The organism is Pseudomonas sp. P4_B3 (genome assembly GCF_056402295.1).
This window is the reverse complement of record NZ_JBFUHR010000011.1, coordinates 108,678-129,382: the sequence shown is the minus strand read 5'-3', so window position 1 is coordinate 129,382 and position 20,705 is coordinate 108,678. Positions and strand designations below refer to the sequence as shown.

The following is a 20,705-nucleotide window of genomic DNA, read 5'->3' as shown; positions in this document are numbered from 1 at the left end:
TCAGGCTCCGATGTCTGGCAGAATTATACGCACCTCAGCTCCGGTTTCTCTTGTCTCATGCCCGCTATTACCACAGACCTGCCCGCTCTCGCCCAATCCATCAAGGACTGGGGCCGCGAGCTGGGCTTTCAGCAAGTCGGCATCAGCGGCCTCGACCTGGCCGAGCATGAGCAGCACCTGGAACGCTGGCTCGAAGCCGGCTACCACGGCGAAATGGACTACATGGGCGCCCACGGCAGCAAACGCTCGCACCCCGAAGAGCTGGTGCCGGGCACTTTGCGCGTGGTTTCGCTGCGCATGGACTACCTGGCCGGCGACACCCAAATGGCGAAAGTGTTGGCCAAACCGGAAAAAGCCTACGTCTCCCGTTATGCCCTGGGTCGCGATTACCACAAGCTGATCCGCAAACGCGTGCAACAACTGGCGGAAAAAATTCAGGCCGAGATCGGCCCGTTTGGGTATCGCGCCTTCGTCGACAGCGCGCCGGTGCTGGAAAAAGCCATCGCCGAACAGGCGGGGCTTGGATGGATCGGCAAAAATACCCTGGTCTTGAATCGCAAGGCAGGCAGTTATTTCTTCCTCGCCGAACTGTTCGTCGACTTGCCGCTGCCGGTCGACCCGCCCCACGCCACCGAACACTGCGGGCGGTGCAGCGCCTGCCTCGACATTTGCCCGACCAATGCCTTCGTCGGCCCCTATGTGCTGGATGCCCGGCGCTGCATTTCCTACCTGACCATCGAACTCAAAGGCGCGATCCCTGAAGACCTGCGGCCGCTGATCGGCAATCGGGTGTTCGGTTGCGATGACTGCCAGATTGTCTGCCCGTGGAACCGCTTCGCCCGTCCGTCCGGTGAAAGCGACTTCAAGCCGCGGCACAACCTGGACAATGCCGGGCTGGCGGAACTGTTCATGTGGGACGAGGACAAATTCCTGAGCAGCACCGAAGGCTCGCCACTACGCCGGACCGGTTACGAAAACTGGTTGCGCAATCTGGCGGTAGGTCTGGGCAATGCGCCATCAACGATTCCTGTGCTGGAGGCGCTGAAGGCGCGTCGGGAACATCCTTCGGAACTGGTACGTGAACATGTCGAGTGGGCATTGCGGCAACACGCCGAACGTCAGGCTTCGTCGTTATAGACGAACTTGGGCATTTCCCAATGAAAACGGATCGCCAGCAAGCGCAACAGGAAACCGCCGAACAAGGTGATCAGAATCGATTGTTCATTGGGTAATTGCAGATAGATGCAGAGCATGTAGCACCACGCCGCCGCAAACGAGACGCTGGCATAGAGCTCACGGCGAAAGATCAGCGGAATATCGTTGCAGAAGATGTCCCGCAGGATGCCGCCGAAGACGCCGGTAATCACGCCGCTGACCGAGGCCACCAACATGCCGTGGCCCATTTCCAGGGCGGTGATGCAGCCGATCAGGGTGAAAGCCACCAGCCCCATGGCATCGAGCACCAGAAACAGTGAACGCAGATGGCGCATCCAGCGCGCCGTGAACACTGTGATCATGGCGGCAGCCGTGGTCAGCACCAGGTATTCCGGGTGTTTGACCCACGTCAGCGGGTAATGCCCGAGCAGCACATCGCGCACCGACCCGCCCCCCAGTGCCGTGACGCAAGCGATCAACACCACACCGAACCAGTCCATGCCACGACGCCCTGCCTTTTGATGTTCAAGATCAAAAGATCGCAGCCTGCGGCAGCTCCTACACAAGGACCGTGGGCCGTATCAGAACTTGATGAAATGCTTGCGGTAGTGCTGCAACTCGGCGATGGATTCGCGGATGTCGTCCAGGGCCAGGTGGGTGCTGCCTTTCTTGAAGCTGTCACGCACGTCCGGTGCCCAGCGCGCAGCCAGCTCTTTGAGCGTGGACACGTCGAGGTTGCGGTAGTGGAAGAAACTTTCCAGGGATTTCATGTGGGTATAAAGGAAGCGCCGATCCTGACAGATGCTGTTGCCGCAGATCGGCGATTTGCCCTTCGGCACCCACTTCTCCAGGAATGCGATGGTTTGTGCTTCGGCTTCGGCCATGCTGATGCGGCTGTCGCGAACCCGCTGGGTCAACCCGGAACCGCCGTGCTGACGGGTGTTCCACTCGTCCATGCCGGCGAGGATTTCGTCGCTGTGGTGAATGGCGATCACCGGGCCTTCGGCCAGGGTGTTCAGGTCACTGTCGGTGACGATGGTGGCCATTTCGATGATGACGTCGGTGTCCGGGTTCAGACCGGTCATTTCCAGGTCGATCCAGATCAGGTTCTGTGGGTTTTGCATGTTTGGCTCCTAGGCAATGCTGCGCAGTTTAGCCTAGGCCGGTAGCCGGGCGTGCTAAACTCGCGGCCGTTTTACCTAATCGCTGCATTCTTTATACGGAACACCCATGGCCAAACGCCAACTCAATCGTCGTCAAAACTGGCGCATCGAAAAGATTCAGGGCGAACGCGCTGCCCGCGCCGCCAAACGCGAGTCCTCGGCTGTCGAGGCGCTTGAGGGCGGCGATCTGGGCCCGGAACAGCACGGCCTGGTGATCGCGCACTTCGGCGTGCAGGTCGAAGTCGAAGCCCGTGATGGCGAACTGGCCGGCCAGGTGTTCCGTTGTCACCTGCGTGCCAACCTGCCGGCGCTGGTGACCGGCGATCAGGTGGTCTGGCGTGCCGGCAACCAGGGCATCGGCGTGATCGTGGCGCAACTGCCGCGCAACACCGAGCTGTGTCGCCCGGATAGCCGTGGTCAGCTCAAGCCTGTTGCGGCCAACGTCGACATGATCGTCATCGTGTTTGCACCGCTGCCCGAGCCCCACGCCAACCTGATCGACCGCTACCTGGTGGCGGCCGAGCATGCGGGCATCAAACCGTTGTTGCTGCTGAACAAGTTCGACCTGATCGACGACAACAACGCTCCTGCGCTGAATGCCTTGCTCGCGGTGTACCGCACCCTCGGCTATCCGGTGCTGGAAGTGTCGGCGCACCACGGCAACGGTATGGAGCAGTTGCAGAAGCAGCTGGACGGGCGTATCAGCGTGTTCGTCGGTCAGTCCGGTGTCGGCAAGTCATCGCTGGTCAACAGCCTGCTGCCGGAAGTCGAAACCCGCGTCGGTCCGTTGTCCGAACTGTCCGGCCAGGGCACTCACACCACCACCACCGCGCGGTTGTTCCACTTCCCCGGCGGCGGTGAGTTGATCGACTCCCCGGGTATCCGCGAATTCGGCCTGGGCCACGTCAGCCGTGCCGACGTCGAAGCTGGTTTCATCGAGTTCAACGATCTGCTCGGCACCTGCCGCTTCCGCGACTGCAAGCACGACCGCGAACCTGGTTGCGCGCTGCTCAAGGCCCTTGAAGACGGCCGCGTGCAGCAGCAACGGATGAACAGCTACCGCTCGATCATCGCCAGTCTGCCGGAAAACGGCTACTAAACAGACGTACCGGCCGCCCTGCCTTCAGCGGGGCGGCCGGTGGCTGGATCTTCCCCCGCTTAAACATCAGAACTTTCTGTAAGACGCGCGCACGCTCGCTTGTAGGGCATTTCTCTTTCCGCGCCGACACCTTGTGGCCGCCCTGTATTCACCTAAGTTCAAACCCTCTTCGCACTCCTGCGACACCGAGGGACACCCATGCAAACCTACCACCTGTTCATCAGCCACTCGTGGAACTACCCCGACGCCCACGACAATCTCGTACGCTTGCTCAACGCCTGGCCCGGTTTCACCTACAAGAATTTTTCGGTGCCACCGGACAACCCGATTGTCGGCGCGAAAACCGACAAACAACTTGAGGAGGCCATCGAAAACAAGATTCGCCCGTGTTCGGCGGTATTGATCATGGCCGGGATGTATTCCACCTACAGCAAGTGGATCAACAAGGAAATCGAGATCGCCAAGCGCATGGGCAAGGTGATCATTGCGATCAAGCCGTTCGGTGCCGAGCGCATTTCCACGGTGGTACGTGACGCGGCACATGCCGAATGTGCGTGGAACACCAACAGCATCATCGATGCGATTCGCCAGCATACGGCGGTGTAACCATGCGCAAGGGACTGTTTATCGGCATCAACGACTACACCCATGTATCGCGCCTGAGCGGTTGCAGCAATGACGCCATGGCCATGGCGTCCGTTTTGAAGACCGATGCCAATGGCGATCCGAACTTCAAGAACATCGTACTGACCTCCGCCGAGGACTACCTGAGCCGGGAAAAACTCGAAGACCAGATCCGCGAGCTGTTTGCCGGGGACTGCAACGTCGCGCTGCTGTATTTCGCCGGCCACGGCAGCTTCGATACCGACACCGACGAAGGCATGTTGATCCCGCAGGACTACAAGAGCGCCAAGGACGGGATTCGCCTCAGCGACATCCTCAACTGGGCGAGCAAGGCCACGAAGATCAAGAACAAAGTGATCATTCTCGATTGTTGCCAGAGCGGCTCGGCCGGCGAACTGCGCGCCTTGCGCAGTGAAGGCAGCGTGGTCGGCGAAGGCATGACCATCCTGACCGCCTGCAAAAAGGAAGAGCCGGCGATGGAGGGCGTGCAGCACGGCGTGTTCACCGGATTGCTGCTCCAGGCCCTGCACGGTGGTGCAGCGAACATCCTGGGCAAGATCACTCCCGGCAGCCTTTATTCGTTTGTCGACAATGCCCTCGACGCCTGGGAACAGCGTCCGGTGTTCAAGACTAACGTCTCGCAGTTCATTTCCCTGCGCGAAGTGTCGCCGCTGATCCCCAAGGAAATCCTGCGCAAACTCCCCGAATGGTTTGCCGAAGCGGAGTCGGTATACCCCCTCGCCCCCAGCTTTGAGCCCACCGAACCCGAGTTCAACCCTGAACACGGCGAAGTCTTCGCCCAACTGCAAAAGTGCAACCGCCACAGCCTGGTCGAACCGGTGGACGCCGAACACATGTACTACGCCGCCATCCACTCCACCGGCTGCCGCCTCACCGCCCTCGGCGCCTATTACCGCGAACTCGCGATCAAGGGACATTTCTGATGCCAGTGTTTATCAGCTACCGCCACATGGATCGCGCCCACGCGGTCAAAATCAACGGGCGCCTGATCCAGGCCAATATCAAGACCTACCTCGACGTACTGGATATCGAATCCCAGACCACCGATGACATCACCGGGGTGATCACCCGCAACATCAGCGAATGCACGCACCTGCTGGCGGTGGTGTCGGAGAAAACCGCGCTGTCCTGGTGGGTGCCGTTCGAAATCGGCGAGGCGACTATCACTAATCGGCGTATCTGCTCGTTCAAGACCGGCCCGACAGAGCTGCCGCTGTACCTCGATAAATGGCCGAAGCTGATCAGCGACCGGGACATCGAGTTCTTTATCGATGCCTATCGCAACGAAGCGACACTCAAGCGCTCGATGTCGCTGGAATCGGTGACCGGCAGCGAGTCGGTGCGCAGCGTCAACAAATCCAATGCGGATCGCTTTCACGCCGATCTCAAATCCCGAATCACCCGCGGCTTTTAACGTAGAAAACGCCGACAAAAAAGCCGACATCGCTGTCGGCTTTTTTGTCGGTCACTGCTTGGGCGGCTCACCCGGTTTCGGTGCCGGATCATCGAACAGGTTCAGACGCTCACGCAGTTCATGAGCCGGCAGAGGTTCCTTGTCCGCCGGCAACGCGTTCGGGTCGACCGGTGTAGACGGTGCGGCTCCCGGAGCAGCCGAACCTTGCGGCGCATCAGGAGCAGGCTCCGCCCCTTGCGAACCTTCGATCGCACGCTGGGCTTTCTTCGTCAGCACCACGATGTCGATACGGCGGTTAACCGGGTTGAACGGATGCTCGCGATCGAACAGGGCCGACGAGGCATAGCCGACCACGCGCGCCACCTGTGCATCCGGATAGCTGCCCGCCACCAGCGCACGCCGAGCGGCGTTGGCTCGGTTGGCAGAAAGCTCCCAGTTACCGAAATCACCGGTGCCGGTGTACGGCTTGGCATCGGTGTGGCCGCTGATGCTGATCTTGTTCGGCACCGCCTTGATGGTGTCGGCCATGGCCAGCAGGATGTCTTCGAAATACGGCTTCAGACGGGCTGAACCCGAGTCGAACATCGGGCGGTTTTCCGCGTCCATGATCTGGATTCGCAGGCCGTCCGGCGTGATTTCGAACAGGATCTGATCCTTGAACTTCTGCAGCTGCGGGTTTTCTTCGACCTTGTTCTGCAGCTCTTGCAGCAACAGCTCGAGGCGTTCTTTTTCGACCTGCTCGGCCATGCCTTCGACCTGGTCGGTATCGATGGTGACCTTGTCCGGCTGCGGCTGGGACTTCACTTCGGGGTTGAGGGTGTTTTCCGGCGCCAGGGTCGGCGTGCCGCCCAGATCGATGATGTACGGCGTACCGCTTTCGGAAAAGCCGATCGGGTCCTTGAAGTAACCGGCGATGGCAATCTTCTGTTCCGGCGTGGCGGTGGACAGCAGCCACAACACCAGGAAGAACGCCATCATCGCCGTGGCGAAGTCGGCGAAGGCGATTTTCCACGCGCCTCCGTGGTGCCCGCCAGCGATGCGCTTGACGCGCTTGATGATTATCGGCTGATTGTTTTCCATAACTTAACGACCGCGAACCGCTTGTTCCAGCTCGGCGAAGCTTGGACGGTGCGCCGGGTACAGCACCTTGCGCCCGAACTCCACGGCCAGCGATGGCGGCATGCCGGAAGCCGAAGCCACCAGCGAGGCCTTGATGGCTTCGTAGACGTTCAGTTCTTCCTTGGCATCGTGGGCCAGGGAATGGGCCAGCGGGCCGAAGAAACCGTAGGCGGCGAGAATACCGAAGAAGGTACCGACCAGTGCCGCACCGACGTGCAGGCCAATGGACTTCTGATCGCCCTCACCCAGCGAAGCCATGGTCACCACGATCCCCAGTACCGCCGCGACAATACCGAAACCGGGCATGGCGTCGGCGATGCCGTTCACGGCGTGGGATGGGTGTTCCAGGTCTTCCTTGAGGCTGAACAGTTCCATGTCGAACAAGCCTTCCAGCTCGTGCGGGGCCATGTTGCCGGAGGACATGATGCGCAGGTAATCGCAGATGAACGCGGTCATGCGCTCGTCCTTGAGGACCGTCGGGTACTTGGCGAAGATCGGGCTCGCGGCGGCATCTTCGATGTCGCCTTCGATGGCCATCATGCCTTCGCGGCGGCTCTTGTTGAGGATCTCGTAGATCAGGCCCAGCACTTCAAGGTAGAAGCCGTGATTGAAGCGCGAGCCGAACATGCTCAGGGACTTCTTGAGCACGTGCATCGTCATGTAGCCGGGGTTGGCCTGCAAGAATGCACCAAGGGCGGCGCCACCGATGATCATGACCTCGAAAGGCTGGATCAAGGCGGCAATCTTGCCGTGGGAAAGCACGTATCCGCCGAGCACGCTCGCGAATACGACGATGATGCCGATAATTTTAGCCATAGGTTAGGAGAGCACTTACTGAGTCGGGTTCAAGGTCATATTCGGAAGTTAAAAAATCTCTTCTTCTCCTTATCGGCAAAACTGCGCCAGACTATAGCCAGTTCAGGCGAAAAACTGATTTGACCCCATCCGGGCACAGGTAATGTTGACGATGATCGCCTCCCACCATGGTTAACGAAACGAACGTTCCAGCCCCGAAACCGACCACTCTCGAAGGCTGGGTCAAGCTTCTTGATGGCGTACGCCTGCCGGTTCCGCAAGCCAGCCACGACCGGGTCTGCAAGGCCATCCGTGACAATCGCAGCTCGCTGCGCGACATCGCTGACTTGATGCAAGGCAGTCCGGCCCTGGCCTTGAGCGTGATTCGCGAAGCCAACCGGCATACCCATGGCAGCATGACCGAACCTGCGGAAAACCTTGAAATTGCAATCAACCGCCTCGGCTTGAAGCGCACGGAAGAACTGCTCGCGCGCCTGCCCGCCGAACCCCGGTCCGAGATCCCCAAAGCCTTGCGTCAGCTGCAGATGATCAGCCAGCACGCCACGCAACAGGCCAACGGTTTTTTCGCCAGCCGCCTGGCGCGGCTGTGGCAGGACATCCACTGGGGCAGCCTGCTGTTTCTTTCGCCCCTGTGGCCGTTGGCGCTGACCCATCCAAAACTGCTCGAAGAATGGGAGTTGCGGGTCATCCACAAAGGCGAGTCCGCATGCAAAGTCGAAAAGCAATTGCTTGGCGTACGCCTGCTGGAGATCGGCCAGGCGATGGTGGAGATCTGGCGCTTGCCGATCTGGGTGCAGCAGGGCTATCGACTGCTGCTCACTGAACAGCGGGAACTGGTGAAAGTCCTGCGTATCGCCCGTGACAGCGAGCATCCACTGCGCCAGCAGAACCGTCTCGATGACGACCCGACCCTGCGCCGCTGGCTCAATCAACCGGCCAATACGGTATTGCTGGCCAATGGGCTGGCACTGTCGGCGCAACACGCCTGGGACAGCCCGCACAGTGAGCGCTGGCAATTCCTGACCAGCCTTTACCTGCAAATGCCGATGGACGAGGTGCAACAGCAACTGCACCAGCAAGCTGCCAACAGCGCACGCCAACACGCCATGCCCGACCTCTGGCACCCCGCCGAATCACTGATCTGGCCGTGGGGCATGAATCGTATCCACGCCGGGCTGCTGCCGGCATCGGCACCCACCGCCGAAGACCTGGCGAAGTGGCGCAAGCAATGTGCCGAATTGCTGGCCGAGCCGAGTCGCTTCACCAACGCCATGCACCTGACCATCGCCGCCCGGGACGCCCTCGCAGCCTGCGGCATGCGTCGGGTGATGATCCTGATGGCCGACCGCACCCAAGCCAACCTGCGCGCGCACCAGACGGCCGGTCTGCCGAAGGAAGCGGCCGGGTTGAACTTCGTGGTCAGCCAGAGCAACGTGTTGCAACGCCTGCTCGCGCAACAGGCCCAGGTGCGCCTGACGCCAGCCAACAACGCGCAATTCTCGGCGCTGCTGCCCAACAGCCTGCGTTCGCAGTTCAGCGGCGAACACCTGCTGCTACGCTCGCTGGTCAATAATGGCCGGGTGATCATGATCGTCGTGGCGGACCAGGGCGGCGGACCGTTTTCGGAAATTTCCGTACAGGCCTTCGGCAAAACCGCGCAGTGCATCGAGAAAGCCCTGCACAGCTTTAGCCACCGTGGCCAATAAGCTGCGCTACAATCCCCCCTTTTGTGCTCTGGAGACCTCACATGTCTGACTTCTCTGGCTTGCCGCTGGTGATCGAGCCGAGCGACTTGCTCCCTCGCCTCGACGCTCGCGAATTGATTCTGGTGGACTTGACCAGTGCCGCCCGCTACGCCGAAGGGCACATTCCCGGCGCGCACTTTGTCGATCCGAAACGCACGCAGCTCGGCCAGGCCCCCGCCCCGGGACTGATGCCCCCGCAGGCCGCACTCGAAACCTTGTTTGGTGAGCTGGGACACAACCCCGATGCGATCTATGTGGTGTATGACGACGAAGGCGGTGGTTGGGCCGGGCGCTTCATCTGGCTGCTGGATGTCATCGGCCACAGCAAGTACTACTATGTCGACGGCGGCCTGCCGGCCTGGCTGGCAGAAGGTTTGCCCATGTCGATCCAGATCCCGCCACCCGTGGGTGGCCCGGTTTCACTGACCTTGCACGATGAACCCACCGCCACCCGCGAATACCTGCAAAGCCGACTCGGCGCCGCCGACCTGGCAATCTGGGATGCTCGCGGCCCGCTGGAGTACTCCGGCGAGAAAGTCCTGGCAGCCAAGGGTGGCCACATTCCCGGCGCGGTCAATTTCGAATGGACCGCCGGCATGGATAAGGCACGTCAGCTGCGCATCCGCACCGACATGCCGCAGATCCTCGAACAACTCGGGATCAGCAAAGACAAAGAAGTGATTACCCACTGCCAGACCCACCATCGTTCTGGCTTCACCTATCTGGTGGCCAAGGCTCTCGGTTATCCGCGGGTCAAAGGCTACGCCGGCTCTTGGGGCGAATGGGGCAACCATCCCGATACCCCGGTAGAAATTTGAGATTTTTAAGGACCGTTAATGAACAAGCGTCTGTTTCTCCTCGGCCAGTACCTGCTGCCCCACAACTTGCTCTCGCGACTGGCCGGCTGCATCGCCGAATGCCGCGTGCGCTGGTTCAAGAATGCGTTCACCGCCTGGTTCGCCAAGCGTTATCAGGTGGACATGTCCCAGGCCCTGGTCGAAGACCTGACCGCCTACGAGCACTTCAACGCGTTCTTCACCCGTGCACTGAAAGACGGTGCCCGTCCGCTGGACGAAACCCCGGACGCGATCCTCAGCCCGGCTGACGGCGCGATCAGCCAGCTCGGCCCGATCGAGCACGGTCGCGTGTTCCAGGCCAAGGGTCACAGTTTCAGCGTGCTGGAACTGTTGGGTGGCGATGCGGCAAATGCTGCGCCGTTCATGGGCGGTGACTTCGCGACCATCTACCTGTCGCCGAAGGACTATCACCGCGTGCACATGCCACTGGCCGGCACCCTGCGCGAGATGGTCTACATCCCGGGTCGTCTGTTCTCGGTCAACCAGACCACCGCTGAAAACGTTCCGGAATTGTTTGCCCGCAACGAACGCGTGGCGTGCATTTTCGACACCGAGCGCGGGCCGATGGCCGTGGTGCTGGTGGGCGCAATGATCGTTGCATCGATTGAAACCGTCTGGGCCGGTCTGGTGACACCGCCCAAGCGCGAGTTGAAAACCTTCCGTTATGACGAAGCCGCACGCGCGCCGATCCACCTGGAAAAAGGCGCAGAACTGGGTCGCTTCAAGCTGGGTTCGACCGCTGTCGTGCTGTTCGGGCCGGATCAAGTGAAGTGGGCTGAAGAAATGACCGCCGGTACAGCGGTGCAGATGGGTCAGGGCATGGGCCTGCCGAAGGCCTGACCATTCCAGTAGGAGCCGGCTTGCCGGCGAATGTGCCAACGCGGTGTATCTGATACACCGCCTTCGCTGGCAAGCCAGCTCCTACGGGCTTATGCGTTTAGAGCTGCCCGTCGCGATCGCGGAAGCCCAGCAGATACAGCACGCCGTCCAGCCCAAGGGTCGAAATCGCCTGCTTGGCCGACTGTTTCACCAGCGGCTTGGCACGGAATGCCACGCCCAACCCGGCAATTGCCAGCATCGGCAGGTCGTTGGCACCGTCGCCGACCGCGATGGTCTGCTCCAAGCGCAAACCTTCCTTGTGCGCCAGTTCCTTCAGCAAATCGGCCTTGCGCTGCGCATCGACAATCGGCTCGACCGCCACGCCGGTGACTTTGCCGTCGACCACTTCCAGTTCGTTGGCAAACACGTAGTCGATACCCAGCTTGGCCTGCAATTGCTTGGCGAAGTAGGTGAAGCCGCCCGACAGAATCGCAGTCTTGTAACCCAGGCGCTTGAGTTCAGCGAACAGGGTTTCGGCGCCTTCGGTCAGGCGCAGCGAGGCACCGATGGAATCCAGCACATTGACGTCCAGACCTTTGAGCAAGGCCAGGCGCTCCTTGAAGCTGGCGCGAAAATCCAGCTCACCGGCCATCGCCCGTTCGGTGATTTCCGAAACCTTGTCACCCACACCGGCCGCCTTGGCCAGTTCATCGATCACTTCGGCTTCGATCAGCGTTGAATCCATATCGAACACCGCCAGGCGACGGTTGCGCCGGAACAGCGAATCTTCCTGGAAGGCGATGTCGACGTTCAGTTCCTGGGCAACGCTGAGGAATTCGGCACGCAGCGCCTGCGGATCAGCCGCCTCGCCACGCACGGAGAACTCGATGCAGCCCTTGCCCTTGTCGGCCGGGGTGTCCAGCGGCATACGTCCGGACAGACGATCGATGTGATCAATGTTCAGGCCATATTTGGCGGTGATCGAACTCACGGCCTGCAACTGCCCGGCTGTCACCTTGCGGGTCAACAGGGTCACGATGTGGCGTTTTTTACCCTGGTTGCCGACCCACTGCTGGTAATCCTCTTCGGACACCGGCGTGAAACGCACCTGTTGATCGAGCTCGTACCCCTTGAACAGGATGTCCTTGAGCACGGACTTGCCTTGTTCGGTGTCGGGAATTTCAACCAGGATGCCGAACGACAAGGTGTCGTGGATCACCGCCTGACCGATGTCGAGAATGTTCACACCACCCTGGGCCAGAACGCCGGTAATGGCCGCAGTCAGACCCGGACGGTCGACTCCCGTGATGTTTATCAGGACGATTTCGCGCAAGGCGCACCCCCGCAGGTGGAAAAAAAACGCATTCTACCCACTTTCAGTGACCATCGGGCACCGTGAGCGCTTTGACGGCCTAGGGCCTGTCGCTATACTGCGCGTCAACTTCACGGACAAAAGAGCCGAGCTCAAGTGAACCGGCCCACGCCAGTAAAAACCGACAACTTCTTCCTGCTGATCTTCCGGGCACTGCGCCACCGCCGTGTACCGATTGCATTGCGCATCGCCAGCCATAACGTGATCCTGGTCGCCCTGGCCCTGGTCATCTATGCCGGTGTGATGGGCTTGCAGTTCAAGCAGGCCATGCACGAGCAGGCGGATGCGCTGGGCGAAAGCCTGACCACGCAGACGGCCACCTCGGCCACCGAGCTGTTGGTGTCCAACGACATCCTCAGCCTCAACGTGCTGCTCAACAACCTGACCAAGAACAAGCTGGTGGCGCATGCAGCCATCTACAGCATGGATAACCGCATCCTTGCCGAAGCCGGTCAGCGCCCCAAACACGGCCTGCTGGGCGAAGCCGAGGGCATCTACCAGAGCAAGATCACTTTTCAGGACGTGACGGCTGGCCAGCTGCGCATCAGCCTGGACATGGATCAGTTCCAGCAGCCGATGACCATCAGCCTGCAAAGCATGGGCATTCTGAGCGCCATCCTGCTGGCCCTGTCTTTGGCCCTGAGCCTGCGCATGGGGCGTTATCTCTCCACGCCGCTGCTGCAATTGCGGGTGTGGCTGCGCAACATCGATGAATACACCCCGGCCACCGACCGCCAGGACGAAATCGGCGACCTGGCGCGTCAGCTGCACGCCAACTTCGCCCCGGAGCCCGCCCCTGTGCCGGAACCGGAACCGGAATTCGACGACATGGATGACGAAGCCGACCCGGCCTTCGAAGTCCGCAACCTGCGCGATCCGAGTTTCGACGAGAGCAGCCCGGTAGCGGCGCTCAAGCCAGCGCCACGGCAGATCGTCAGCACCGTCGAAGACGACGATGATGAAGATGAAGACCCGTTCGCCGACCTGCGCGACGAATCGCTGGGCAGCAACCCGCAACCGGTCATTCGCCAGGCCACGCCGAGCGTGCCACAACACAGCGCGGTGCTGGCAGTGCAGCTGGGCTCCCAGGAACAACTGCGACGCCTGCCGCGGGCACGTCTTGAAGAACTGCTCGAACGCTATCGCGACTGCCTCGATCAGGCCGCGTCGCTGTATCAAGGCGAAGTGGAAACCTTGAACGATGGCAGCACCTTGATGCTGTTCCACACCGAAGACAGCGGCGACGATTACCTGACCAACGCCATTTGCTGTGGCGAGCTGCTGCGGGCTCTGGGCCACCAGTTGCAGATCGAAGTCGCGGACAGCGGCATCACCCTGCAATTGCAGCTGGGCCTGACCCTCGGTGACGAATTGTTCGGCCTGAGCCAGATCGACCTGCTGCTGACCGACCCCGCCCAAGACGCCCTGGCCCTGTCGCAACACAGCCGCAACCTGCTGCTGGTGGAGCGCAAGATCAGTGATGACGCCTTGATCCGCCAGCGCGCACGGATCCGCCCGATTGCCAGCCCTGAGGGCGCGTGCTGCGTGGAACGGTTGATGGAGCCGTATCCATCGATGCTTGAACGGCAATTGGCGCGGATGCACGAGCGTCGGGCGTAGGAGCTGCCGAAGGCTGCGATTTTTTAGCCTTTAAACCTGGAAGCCCGCAGATGAGCGATCGTCTGCGGGCTTTTTGTTGCCTGCTCTGACGCTTTCGCTGGCAAGCCAGCTCCTACAGGATCGGTGTAAGCCCACAACTTTGTGAACGACGTAAAACCTGTAGGAGCTGGCTTGCCAGCGAAGAGGCCAGCACAGGCGACAGGAATCCCTGGCCTGCAGAAACAACAAAGCCCGCACAGGGCGGGCTTTGTATGGGGAACAGCTTCAGTTCCGGGTCAGAAGCGGAACACTTCCATATCCGTCCGGACCGGCGCGGCCATCGGGATCTTAGGCTGCTTTTCCTGTTCTACCGCAGGTGCTGCCGCCTTGGCTGCCGGCTTGCGCGGGACCTCGGCGATCGGCGGCTGATTGGCCAGCGGCTTGAGCGCCACCGACAGCTGCTCGGCCAGGCGTTGCAGCAACACACCCTGAGCCTGGACCTGAGCCGCCGTACTACCGGCATGCTGCTCCTGCAAATGGATGATGCGGTTGTCGCGGACCTGCCCGCGACGGTCGATCAGGCGCCATTGCGCGTCGAGGACCGCCGGTTGTTTTTCACCCGAGTCCAGCCGCGTGATGGTCAGCAGTACCTGAACGTCCGGGGTGAAGCCCACTGTCGCCGGGGCCAGCACCACGCGCTGGCTGTCCAGGCGACCTGCGACCTGACGCAGCAGCAGCTGATCGATATCCGACGAAAGGCTGCCAGCCCAACGACCGTCGGTCGAGGCTTGCAGGCTGCCATCCAGCTGACGCTGCAACAGGGTTTCGCGTTGCAGGTAGTCGGCCACGGTGACCGGCCCCAACAATACCGCCATGCCCGCGTTCTGTGCGGGCTGAACCGGACTACCAGCGTCCAGTTGATACAACGACACCGGTTGGTGAACGCTGCAACCCGCCAGGCCAAGAACGCCGACGAGCAAAAGAATAAAAGGAAGGCGCAGAGCAGTCATCGTCCCATCCAAGTGATCGCTAAAAGGCTGATCACAGTGAAAATACTCAATAAATATGAAGAACGCGCGGCAATGCCGGCGCTTGAAAGGCCATATCATCCGTGAATATGCGTTCCGACTCCAGCGCAAAGCGCCGAACTACGGGTTAAATCGTAGATCGGCGCTTCTAAGTCGCCTAATTGAGGTTTTCGACGAGCAGCGCATCGACCCTCTGGAAGCCACGCGGCAACTTATTGCCACGACGGCCACGTTCACCCTTGTAGTGTTCGAGGTCGTCCGCTTTCAGTGACAAGGTCCGTTTCCCGGCCTGCAACACCAATGTTGCACCGTCCGGCAATACAGCGATGTCCGTCACGAACTCTTCGCGACAGGCCACTCGCTCACCGGGAATCCCGATGATCTTGTTGCCTTTGCCCTTACCTAATTGTGGCAGGTCGCTGATTTTGAAGATCAGCAGGCGACCTTCGGTCGTCACCGACGCCAGCCAGTTCTGCTCACGATCGGCCACTGGGCGCGGCAGCATGACTTTGGCGTTGTTCGGCAGGCTCAGCAGGGCCTTGCCCGCCTTGTTCTTGGCCTGCAGGTCTTCACCCTTGACCACAAAACCGTAGCCGGCGTCGGAGGCTATCACATACAGCGCATCGTCTTCCGGCATCAGCACGCATTCGAAACTCGCTCCCGGCGGTGGCGTCAGGCGACCGGTCAGCGGTTCGCCCTGGCCACGGGCCGACGGCAAGGTGTGGGCGGCCACTGAATAACTGCGGCCGGTGGAGTCGATAAACACCGCGAACTGGTTGGAGCGTCCGGCTGCCAGCGCCTTGAATCCGTCCCCGGCCTTGTAGGAAAGCCCAGTGGCGTCGATTTCGTGGCCTTTGGCGGAGCGAATCCAGCCTTTTTCCGACAAAACGACCGTCACTTTCTCGTTCGGCAGCAGATCGTGCTCGGTCAGGGCCTTGGCTTCGGCGCGCTCGACAATAGGCGACCGACGGTCATCGCCGTAGGTTTCCGCGTCCTTGATCAGTTCGCTGCGCACCAGTTTTTTCAACTTGGCTTCGCTGCTGAGCAGGGCTTGCAGCTTGGCTTGCTCCTTGAGCAGTTCATCCTGCTCCGCACGCAGCTTCATCTCTTCCAGTCGCGCCAACTGACGCAAACGGGTGTCGAGGATGTATTCGGCCTGGATTTCGCTGAGGGCGAAGCGCTCGATCAGCGCGGCTTTCGGGTGCTCCTCGGTGCGGATGATGTGGATCACTTCATCCAGGTTGAGGTAGGCAATCAACAAACCGTCCAACAGGTGCAGGCGACGCTCGACCTTGTCGAGGCGGAATTGCAGGCGGCGACGCACGGTCTGCACCCGGAACTCCAGCCATTCGACCAGCAGCGCCCGCAGGTTTTTCAGTTGCGGCTTGCCGTCCAGGCCAATGATGTTGACGTTGACCCGGTAGCTCGACTCCAGCTCGGTGCTGGCGAACAGGTGCTGCATCAGCGCATCGTGGTCGAAGTTTTTCCGCGCGCCCGGAATGATCACGATCCGGCACGGGTTTTCGTGGTCGGATTCGTCACGCAAGTCGGCAATTTGCGGCGCCTTGGACGGCTTGGCCTGCATCATCGCGGCGATCTGTTCCAGCACCTTGGCGCCCGAGACCTGGTGCGGCAGTGCGGTGACGATGATGTCGCCGTCTTCAATGTGATACACGGCACGCATGCGCACCGAACCACGACCGGTTTCGTAGATCTTCAGCAGGTCGGCGCGCGGGGTGATGATTTCCGCTTCGGTCGGGTAGTCCGGGCCCTGGATGTGTTCGCAGAGCTGTTCGACCGTGGCCTTGGGCTCATCGAGCAAACGCACGCACGCCGTGGCGACTTCCCGCAGGTTGTGCGGCGGAACGTCGGTGGCCATGCCCACGGCGATACCGGTGGTGCCGTTGAGCAGAATGTTCGGCAGACGGGCCGGCAAGACCAGCGGTTCGTCGAGGGTACCGTCGAAGTTCGGGCCCCAATCAGCCGTGCCCTGGCCCAGTTCGCTGAGCAGCACTTCGGAATAACGCGACAACCGCGCTTCGGTGTAACGCATGGCGGCGAAGGACTTGGGATCATCCGGCGCACCCCAGTTGCCCTGGCCGTCGACCAGCGTGTAGCGATAGCTGAACGGCTGGGCCATCAGCACCATGGCTTCGTAGCAGGCCGAATCGCCGTGAGGGTGGAACTTGCCGAGCACGTCACCGACGGTACGCGCCGACTTCTTGTGCTTGGAATCGGCGTCCAGCCCCAACTCGCTCATCGCATAAATAATGCGGCGCTGTACCGGTTTCAGACCGTCGCCGATATGCGGCAGGGCACGGTCCATGATCACGTACATGGAGTAGTTGAGGTAGGCATTTTCGGTGAAGTCAGCCAGCGAGCGGCGTTCTACACCGTCCAGGCTGAGATCAAGGGAGTCGCTCATGCGGGCCTCATCGGTTCGTTGTCTGGCGCAGCAGCATGGTGCCACCGCGCTGGGTAAATTCAAGTTTGTTCAGTGCGCTCATGCCGAGCAACACCTGATCGCCATGCAGCCCCGGGGCCACCAGTGCGCGTACATCCCGCAGCACGATGTCGCCCAGTTGCAGGCGTTCGATACGGGTGCGATAGCCCTGGCTCAGGCCATTGGCCGTGCTCAGGGTCACGCCGAATCCTTCTTCGAGCTTCAATCGCCTGGCCAGATCCAGAGGGATCGATACATCGGTCGCCCCGGTATCGAGCATGAAGTCCACCGGCTGACCGTTGATCTGACCGCTGGCGACAAAATGCCCCTGCACATTGCTGGCCAGTTTCACCTCAATGAAACCTTCGCCCTGCTCCGAACTGACCACCACATTCGGATTTTGCTGACGCGCTTCCCACTGGCCGAAAAACCGCGTGGCCAGAAACAGCGCCGCACACCAGGCCAGCACCATGAACACCCGGCCGATGCGCTGCCCTGGGGTTTGTTGTCTCACGGCTTGGCACTCCAGCCACCTTCCGGTGCAGCGAAGCGCCAGACCACCGGACGGACTTCGCCATCGGCACGCGCGCCAAAATTGTTGTCGACACCGACCCAGGCGCCATCGGCATCCACGATCAACGCTTCTTCCAGTCCGTAGCTCTGTGGATAACGACGGTTTTCCTGCAACAACTCGGCGGCGTACGACCAGCAGCGCTCGACCTTGGCCGTCTGCGGATCCCGGCGGCAGATTTGGTAGGCGTTGCGTTCAAGGGTGAACAGCTTGCCGTTGAACAGTGACAGGTCAGAGAAGTCCCGCGGCACGGCTTTGGCATGGGGAAACTGCTCGGGCTGCATTTCCATGCCCGCCTCGCTCAGCAGCACGCAACCACCGTCGCAATCCCACAGGGTCTGTTTGCGCTTGATCATCAGCAGTCCGCGGCCTTGCCGCTCGGCGGCGAACCACAACTGATCGCCTGCCGGATTGACCGCCAGCCCTTCGAACAACGCATTGAACTGCAACAGCAGGCCTCTGGCCCGTGCCTCGCGAACCAGCATCGGCGAGATCTTCAGCCAGGCGGCGGGCCCCGTTGGCGGCACTTGCAAGACAGCAGCATGGCCTTCGCTGACGATGTAGCGATTGCCGGCGCTGTCGCAGGTGATGCCTTCAAAGTCCAGATCACCGCCACGCACGAAAGAAGCCCCCCAGACGCGAGACTTCAGCCCCCAGGGCAAGCCGCTGTCAGGCACTGGCGGTGCGTTGATGTGCACCGTTTCAGCCTGCCAGACAGATTCGCTGGTATCCAGGCGGTAGATCTGATTATCGTCGCGGTCGGAAACCGCCCACAGATCATTGCCGCACTGCGCCAGCCCGGACAGGTTGCCGCCGCGCATGCCGTCGACGACATGTTCGGACAACAGGCGCAACTGTGGCGCCGGCTCGGCGGATACCATGTTCGACGTCAGCAGCAACCCACAGGCCAGGGCAAAGCCCAGGCGCATCAGCCCAGAACCTCGGCCAGGTTGCCCTTGGACTCCAGCCAGGTCTTACGGTCGCCGGCGCGCTTCTTCGCCAGCAGCATGTCCATCATTTCCGAGGTCGCCTCGAAATCTTCCAGGGTCAACTGCACCAGACGCCGGGTGTTCGGGTCCATGGTGGTCTCACGCAGCTGCGGCGGGTTCATTTCACCCAGGCCCTTGAATCGGGTGACCTGCGGCTTGCCGCGCTTCTTCTCGGCCACCAGGCGATCGAGGATGCCATCGCGTTCGGCTTCATCGAGGGCGTAGTAGATCTCTTTGCCCAGATCGATGCGGTACAACGGCGGCATCGCGACGTAGACGTGACCGGCATCCACCAATGGGCGGAAATGCTGGACGAACAAGGCGCACAGCAAGGTCGCGATGTGCAGACCGTCGGAGTCGGCGTCGGCGAGGATGCAGATCTTGCCGTAGCGCAGCTGGCTGATGTCCGCCGCGCCCGGATCGACACCGATGGCCACGGCAATGTTGTGCACTTCCTGGCTGGCCAGCACTTCGCTGCCGTCGACTTCCCAGGTGTTGAGGATCTTGCCGCGCAATGGCAGGATCGCCTGGAATTCCTTGTCCCGCGCTTGCTTGGCGGAACCGCCGGCGGAATCACCTTCCACCAGGAACAGTTCGGAACGCATCGGGTCTTGCCCGGCACAATCAGCCAACTTGCCTGGCAGCGCCGGGCCTTGGGTAATGCGTTTGCGCTCGACCTTCTTGCTGGCCTTGAGGCGACGGCCGGCGTTGTTGATCGCCAGTTCCGCCAGCAGCATGCCGGTTTCCGGGTTGGCATTGAGCCACAGGCTGAACGCATCCTTGACCACACCGGAGACGAACGCCGCCGCTTCACGAGAAGACAGCCGCTCCTTGGTCTGGCCGGAGAATTGCGGTTCCTGCATCTTCATCGACAGCACGAAGGCAATGCGCTCCCAGACGTCTTCCGGCGCCAGCTTCACGCCACGCGGCAGCAGGCTGCGGAATTCGCAGAATTCACGCATGGCGTCGAGCAGGCCTTGACGCAAACCGTTGACGTGGGTGCCGCCCTGGGCTGTCGGGATCAGGTTGACGTAGCTTTCCTGGACCGCGTCGCCACCTTCGGGCAGCCACAGCAGCGCCCAATCCACCGCTTCTTTATTACCGGCCAGGCTACCGCAGAACGGCTCGTCCGGCAGGCGCTCGAATTCGCTGACCGCATCCACCAGGTAGGAACGCAGGCCGTCTTCGTAATGCCATTCGACTTTCTCGCCGGTGGCCTTGTCTTCAAAACTGACCAGCAGCCCCGGGCACAACACGGCCTTGGCCTTGAGCACGTGCTTGAGGCGACTGATGGAGAATTTCGGGGAGTCGAAGTATTTCGGATCCGGTGCGAAGAACACGCTGGTGCCGGTGTTGCGCTTGCCGACCGTACCGACGATTTCCAGCTCGGTGGCCTTGTAGCCATCCTTGAAGGTCATCTGGTATTCGTTGCCGTCACGCTTGACCCGCACCCGCACTTCGGTGGACAAGGCGTTGACCACGGAAATACCCACACCGTGCAGACCGCCGGAGAACTGGTAGTTCTTGTTGGAAAACTTGCCACCGGCATGAAGCTTGGTGAGGATCAACTCGACGCCCGAAACACCTTCCTCGGGGTGAATGTCCACCGGCATGCCACGGCCGTCGTCGCTGACTTCCAGGGAATGGTCGGCATGCAGGATCACTTGCACCGATGTGGCATGCCCGGCCAAGGCTTCGTCGACACTGTTGTCGATGACTTCCTGGGCAAGGTGGTTCGGCCGACTGGTGTCGGTGTACATGCCGGGGCGCTTGCGCACCGGGTCGAGGCCCGAGAGGACTTCGATGGCGTCTGCGTTATAAGAGCTAGCGCTGGGAGTGGCCATGGGGTCTCGTCGTCAGTGTTCGGTGAA

Annotated in this window: 19 protein-coding genes; 9 read left to right on the top strand and 10 right to left on the bottom strand. The window is 61.1% G+C overall.

The features are described from left to right. Nucleotides 1–57 precede the first annotated feature (57 nt). On the top strand, nt 58–1,137 hold the full coding sequence (gene queG / locus AC1DWG_RS14960) for a tRNA epoxyqueuosine(34) reductase QueG (RefSeq protein ID WP_477787951.1): 1,080 nt from the start codon (nt 58–60) through the stop codon (nt 1,135–1,137). Here the strand turns inward: queG and AC1DWG_RS14955 are convergent. After that, nucleotides 1,119–1,721, bottom strand: a complete 603-nt coding sequence (locus AC1DWG_RS14955; protein ID WP_477787950.1) for a trimeric intracellular cation channel family protein — start codon at nt 1,719–1,721, stop codon at nt 1,119–1,121. The two genes, queG and AC1DWG_RS14955, sit on opposite strands and share 19 nt — an antisense overlap. Nucleotides 1,722–1,736: 15 nt before the next feature. Then, a complete protein-coding gene (gene orn / locus AC1DWG_RS14950; protein WP_477763669.1) occupies nt 1,737–2,279 on the bottom strand; it encodes an oligoribonuclease in 543 nt (180 codons plus the stop codon). Between the two features lie 106 nt (nt 2,280–2,385). Between orn and rsgA the strand changes: the two genes are divergently transcribed. The 4 genes from rsgA to AC1DWG_RS14930 all read left to right on the top strand — a co-directional run bounded on the left by rsgA (nt 2,386) and on the right by AC1DWG_RS14930 (nt 5,476). Beyond that, nucleotides 2,386–3,417: a small ribosomal subunit biogenesis GTPase RsgA gene (rsgA, locus tag AC1DWG_RS14945; protein WP_095943175.1), complete on the top strand. Its 1,032-nt coding sequence runs from the start codon at nt 2,386–2,388 to the stop codon at nt 3,415–3,417. Between the two features lie 198 nt (nt 3,418–3,615). Continuing rightward, nucleotides 3,616–4,023, top strand: coding sequence for a TIR domain-containing protein (locus tag AC1DWG_RS14940; protein WP_477763670.1), 408 nt, complete (start codon nt 3,616–3,618; stop codon nt 4,021–4,023). 2 nt (nt 4,024–4,025) lie between these two features. After that, nucleotides 4,026–4,985: a caspase family protein gene (locus AC1DWG_RS14935; RefSeq protein WP_477763671.1), complete on the top strand. Its 960-nt coding sequence runs from the start codon at nt 4,026–4,028 to the stop codon at nt 4,983–4,985. After that, the gene (locus AC1DWG_RS14930) at nt 4,985–5,476 is read left to right on the top strand and encodes a toll/interleukin-1 receptor domain-containing protein (RefSeq protein ID WP_477754986.1); all 492 of its coding nucleotides are present in this window, start codon (nt 4,985–4,987) and stop codon (nt 5,474–5,476) included. The genes AC1DWG_RS14935 and AC1DWG_RS14930 overlap by 1 nt, the downstream gene beginning before the upstream one ends. A 51-nt stretch (nt 5,477–5,527) precedes the next feature. On the opposite strand, the gene motB is transcribed toward AC1DWG_RS14930, so the two are convergent. Beyond that, a complete protein-coding gene (motB, locus tag AC1DWG_RS14925; RefSeq protein WP_477763672.1) occupies nt 5,528–6,556 on the bottom strand; it encodes a flagellar motor protein MotB in 1,029 nt (342 codons plus the stop codon). Nucleotides 6,557–6,559: 3 nt separating this feature from the next. Then, on the bottom strand, nt 6,560–7,411 hold the full coding sequence (gene motA / locus AC1DWG_RS14920; protein WP_150754807.1) for a flagellar motor stator protein MotA: 852 nt from the start codon (nt 7,409–7,411) through the stop codon (nt 6,560–6,562). Nucleotides 7,412–7,578: 167 nt separating this feature from the next. Between motA and AC1DWG_RS14915 the strand changes: the two genes are divergently transcribed. The 3 genes from AC1DWG_RS14915 to asd are packed head-to-tail and all read left to right on the top strand — an operon-like array spanning nt 7,579 to nt 10,853. Continuing rightward, on the top strand, nt 7,579–9,117 hold the full coding sequence (locus tag AC1DWG_RS14915) for an HDOD domain-containing protein (protein WP_477787949.1): 1,539 nt from the start codon (nt 7,579–7,581) through the stop codon (nt 9,115–9,117). 41 nt (nt 9,118–9,158) lie between these two features. After that, a complete protein-coding gene (locus AC1DWG_RS14910) occupies nt 9,159–9,974 on the top strand; it encodes a rhodanese-like domain-containing protein (protein WP_477763674.1) in 816 nt (271 codons plus the stop codon). Between the two features lie 18 nt (nt 9,975–9,992). After that, nucleotides 9,993–10,853, top strand: coding sequence for an archaetidylserine decarboxylase (asd, locus tag AC1DWG_RS14905; RefSeq protein WP_477763675.1), 861 nt, complete (start codon nt 9,993–9,995; stop codon nt 10,851–10,853). A gap of 97 nt (nt 10,854–10,950) precedes the next feature. On the opposite strand, the gene serB is transcribed toward asd, so the two are convergent. Next, entirely contained in the window at nt 10,951–12,165 is a 1,215-nt protein-coding gene (gene serB / locus AC1DWG_RS14900; RefSeq protein ID WP_108218400.1) for a phosphoserine phosphatase SerB, read from the bottom strand. Nucleotides 12,166–12,300: 135 nt separating this feature from the next. On the opposite strand from serB, the gene AC1DWG_RS14895 reads away from it, so the two are divergent. Then, nucleotides 12,301–13,824: an AhpA/YtjB family protein gene (locus AC1DWG_RS14895; RefSeq protein WP_477753909.1), complete on the top strand. Its 1,524-nt coding sequence runs from the start codon at nt 12,301–12,303 to the stop codon at nt 13,822–13,824. 275 nt (nt 13,825–14,099) lie between these two features. Here the strand turns inward: AC1DWG_RS14895 and AC1DWG_RS14890 are convergent, their stop codons facing one another. The 5 genes from AC1DWG_RS14890 to parE all read right to left on the bottom strand — a co-directional run bounded on the left by AC1DWG_RS14890 (nt 14,100) and on the right by parE (nt 20,678). After that, the gene (locus AC1DWG_RS14890; RefSeq protein ID WP_477763676.1) at nt 14,100–14,813 is read right to left on the bottom strand and encodes a PqiC family protein; all 714 of its coding nucleotides are present in this window, start codon (nt 14,811–14,813) and stop codon (nt 14,100–14,102) included. Between the two features lie 175 nt (nt 14,814–14,988). Then, a complete protein-coding gene (gene parC / locus AC1DWG_RS14885; RefSeq protein WP_477787948.1) occupies nt 14,989–17,256 on the bottom strand; it encodes a DNA topoisomerase IV subunit A in 2,268 nt (755 codons plus the stop codon). 7 nt (nt 17,257–17,263) lie between these two features. After that, the gene (locus AC1DWG_RS14880; protein WP_477753912.1) at nt 17,264–17,788 is read right to left on the bottom strand and encodes a retropepsin-like aspartic protease family protein; all 525 of its coding nucleotides are present in this window, start codon (nt 17,786–17,788) and stop codon (nt 17,264–17,266) included. Then, entirely contained in the window at nt 17,785–18,774 is a 990-nt protein-coding gene (locus tag AC1DWG_RS14875; protein WP_477787947.1) for an esterase-like activity of phytase family protein, read from the bottom strand. Before AC1DWG_RS14875 ends, AC1DWG_RS14880 begins: the two co-directional genes overlap by 4 nt. Beyond that, nucleotides 18,774–20,678, bottom strand: a complete 1,905-nt coding sequence (gene parE, locus AC1DWG_RS14870; RefSeq protein ID WP_477763679.1) for a DNA topoisomerase IV subunit B — start codon at nt 20,676–20,678, stop codon at nt 18,774–18,776. The genes AC1DWG_RS14875 and parE overlap by 1 nt, the downstream gene beginning before the upstream one ends. Between the last annotated feature and the right edge of the window lie 27 nt (nt 20,679–20,705).

Bases quoted from the DNA above. Each gene is read 5' to 3' on its own strand.
- queG (WP_477787951.1), top strand. From the start codon at position 58: ATGCCCGCTATTACCACAGACCTGCCCGCTCTCGCCCAATCCATCAAG.
- orn (WP_477763669.1), bottom strand. From the start codon at position 2,279: ATGCAAAACCCACAGAACCTGATCTGGATCGACCTGGAAATGACCGGT.
- rsgA (WP_095943175.1), top strand. From the start codon at position 2,386: ATGGCCAAACGCCAACTCAATCGTCGTCAAAACTGGCGCATCGAAAAG.
- AC1DWG_RS14940 (WP_477763670.1), top strand. From the start codon at position 3,616: ATGCAAACCTACCACCTGTTCATCAGCCACTCGTGGAACTACCCCGAC.
- AC1DWG_RS14935 (WP_477763671.1), top strand. From the start codon at position 4,026: ATGCGCAAGGGACTGTTTATCGGCATCAACGACTACACCCATGTATCG.
- AC1DWG_RS14930 (WP_477754986.1), top strand. From the start codon at position 4,985: ATGCCAGTGTTTATCAGCTACCGCCACATGGATCGCGCCCACGCGGTC.
- motB (WP_477763672.1), bottom strand. From the start codon at position 6,556: ATGGAAAACAATCAGCCGATAATCATCAAGCGCGTCAAGCGCATCGCT.
- motA (WP_150754807.1), bottom strand. From the start codon at position 7,411: ATGGCTAAAATTATCGGCATCATCGTCGTATTCGCGAGCGTGCTCGGC.
- AC1DWG_RS14915 (WP_477787949.1), top strand. From the start codon at position 7,579: ATGGTTAACGAAACGAACGTTCCAGCCCCGAAACCGACCACTCTCGAA.
- AC1DWG_RS14910 (WP_477763674.1), top strand. From the start codon at position 9,159: ATGTCTGACTTCTCTGGCTTGCCGCTGGTGATCGAGCCGAGCGACTTG.
- asd (WP_477763675.1), top strand. From the start codon at position 9,993: ATGAACAAGCGTCTGTTTCTCCTCGGCCAGTACCTGCTGCCCCACAAC.
- AC1DWG_RS14890 (WP_477763676.1), bottom strand. From the start codon at position 14,813: ATGACTGCTCTGCGCCTTCCTTTTATTCTTTTGCTCGTCGGCGTTCTT.
- parC (WP_477787948.1), bottom strand. From the start codon at position 17,256: ATGAGCGACTCCCTTGATCTCAGCCTGGACGGTGTAGAACGCCGCTCG.
- AC1DWG_RS14875 (WP_477787947.1), bottom strand. From the start codon at position 18,774: ATGCGCCTGGGCTTTGCCCTGGCCTGTGGGTTGCTGCTGACGTCGAAC.
- parE (WP_477763679.1), bottom strand. From the start codon at position 20,678: ATGGCCACTCCCAGCGCTAGCTCTTATAACGCAGACGCCATCGAAGTC.